The sequence below is a fragment of the Burkholderia sp. E168m23 genome (assembly GCF_016586125.1).
In the GTDB taxonomy this organism is placed as follows: domain Bacteria; phylum Pseudomonadota; class Gammaproteobacteria; order Burkholderiales; family Burkholderiaceae; genus Burkholderia; species Burkholderia orbicola.
This window is the reverse complement of record NZ_BCPP01001165.1, coordinates 1-1,890: the sequence shown is the minus strand read 5'-3', so window position 1 is coordinate 1,890 and position 1,890 is coordinate 1. Positions and strand designations below refer to the sequence as shown.

Sequence of the window (1,890 nt, the reverse complement as noted above, 5' to 3'; positions counted from 1 at the left end):
GGACATGCATTGGATCGCGAGCGCTGCAGTACTGCTGGTCATGGCCGTTCTGTCGGCGTACCGCGAGGCGCTGAAGAACGAACCGATCCGCCCGGGCCTCGAGCGGGGCGGCGTGCCCTATATCGAGGAATTCGAATCGTAAGAATTTGTATCTGGAAAATCGGTAATTTGTTTCTGCTTCGGCAATCGGTTCGGCAATATCGACCGAATTGAAACGATTATATTTTTTCCGGAATAATTGGGCAATCAGTTCATATCGAAAATGAGCGGAGCGGAATTGGCAGTGCCGTCGATTCTCGATATGCCGTTCGGAACACAATCGCGCCGGGTCGCGGGTCGACGCGGCGCAGTCAACGCTATCAGGATGCGAACATGTTGAAAGTCACCAAGGCCGTGTTCCCCGTTGCCGGTCTCGGCACGCGGTTCCTCCCGGCAACGAAGGCGAGCCCGAAGGAAATGTTGCCCGTCGTCGACAAGCCGCTGATCCAGTACGCGGTCGAGGAAGCGATCAACGCCGGTATCACCGAGATGATCTTCGTCACCGGGCGCAGCAAGCGCGCGATCGAGGATCATTTCGACAAGTCGTACGAGATCGAGGCCGAGCTCGAGGCGCGCGGCAAGGAAAAGCTGCTCGAGCTCGTGCGCGGCATCAAGCCGAGCCACGTCAACTGCTTCTACGTGCGCCAGCCGGAAGCGCTCGGCCTCGGCCACGCGGTGCTGTGCGCGGAGAAGCTCGTGCACGGCGAGCCGTTCGCGGTGATCCTCGCCGACGACCTGCTGCACGGCGAACAGCCGGTGCTCAAGCAGCTCGTCGACGTGTTCGACCACTATCACAGCTCGGTGATCGGGGTCGAGACGATCCCGCGCGAGGACAGCCGCTCGTACGGCGTCGTCGAAGGCCGGGAATGGGAAGAGGACATCATCAAGCTGTCGGGCATCATCGAGAAGCCGGCGCCGGAGGATGCGCCGTCGAACCTCGGCGTGGTCGGCCGCTACGTGTTCATGCCGACGATCTTCGATCACCTGCGCAAGCTCAAGCCGGGCGCGGGCGGCGAACTGCAGCTCACCGACGCCGTCCAGTCGCTGCTCGCGAACGAACAGGTGCTCGCGTATCGCTACTACGGCACGCGTTTCGACTGCGGCAGCAAGATCGGCTATCTGAAGGCCACCGTCGAGCTCGCGCTCCAGCATCCGGAAGTGAGCCGCGAATTCGAGGCGTACCTGCGTACCTGCTTGCCCGCGCTGGCTGCCGTCGCTTAAAGCGGCCGCGCGCTCCGTCGTTTCAGGTGGTGGTTGTTCCGTTGGCCCCGGCCGCTCGCGCGCCGGGGCTTTTTTGTTTTTGCGGGCGCCCGAGCAGGATGCGCGACGTCTCGGTTGGCGTGCCGCGAACGTGCGGCAGGCGGTGTCCCGCGATGCGTGACGCGTACCGACGAGGCCGGACGTCGCGCGTGAAACCGGTGCCGAAGCATGCGCCGCGTGACCGGATCGGTGGAGGGGTTGCGCGGCATGCACGACACTCGCACGGGTGTCGCGCGATGACGCAGCGGCGGCTGCCATGCAGCCGGCCCTCGGGTGTCGCCGATATCGAAGCGTTCCCGTCCGGCTTTCGCCGTACGTCGCTTTCGCGTGCCGCTCAGCGCGGCGACGCGCTCGGCTGCGTGGCGAAGTGCCGGGCCAGCAGCGCGGCGATCGGCTTCTTGAAGTCGAGCAGCCGCTTTTCGAGATAACGCCAGGACAGGTGCGCGAGCAGCACGGCGAGCGCGAATTGCAGCATTTCCGGCAGCGCGTCGCGGACGATCTCCGGCATCGGCACGTGCGCGAAGGACGCGGGCAGTGCGCCGAAGCGCGCCGGAATCAGGTTGTGGAACAGATAGAAGCCGTAGCTGATCG

Annotated in this window: 1 protein-coding gene and 1 pseudogene; one reads left to right on the top strand and one right to left on the bottom strand. The window is 64.2% G+C overall.

All coding sequences use genetic code 11. From position 1 onward, the window contains the following. Positions 1 to 372 precede the first annotated feature (372 nt). Entirely contained in the window at positions 373 to 1,260 is an 888-nt protein-coding gene (gene galU / locus JMF90_RS35255) for a UTP--glucose-1-phosphate uridylyltransferase GalU (protein WP_011548079.1), read from the top strand. A gap of 373 nt (positions 1,261 to 1,633) precedes the next feature. On the opposite strand, the pseudogene JMF90_RS35250 reads toward galU, so the two are convergent. After that, positions 1,634 to 1,890 (bottom strand): annotated as a pseudogene (locus tag JMF90_RS35250) (acyltransferase); the annotation flags it as partial.

What these genes read in the sequence shown, in the direction of transcription:
- galU (WP_011548079.1), top strand. Translation starts at nt 373, where the DNA reads ATGTTGAAAGTCACCAAGGCCGTGTTCCCCGTTGCCGGTCTCGGCACG.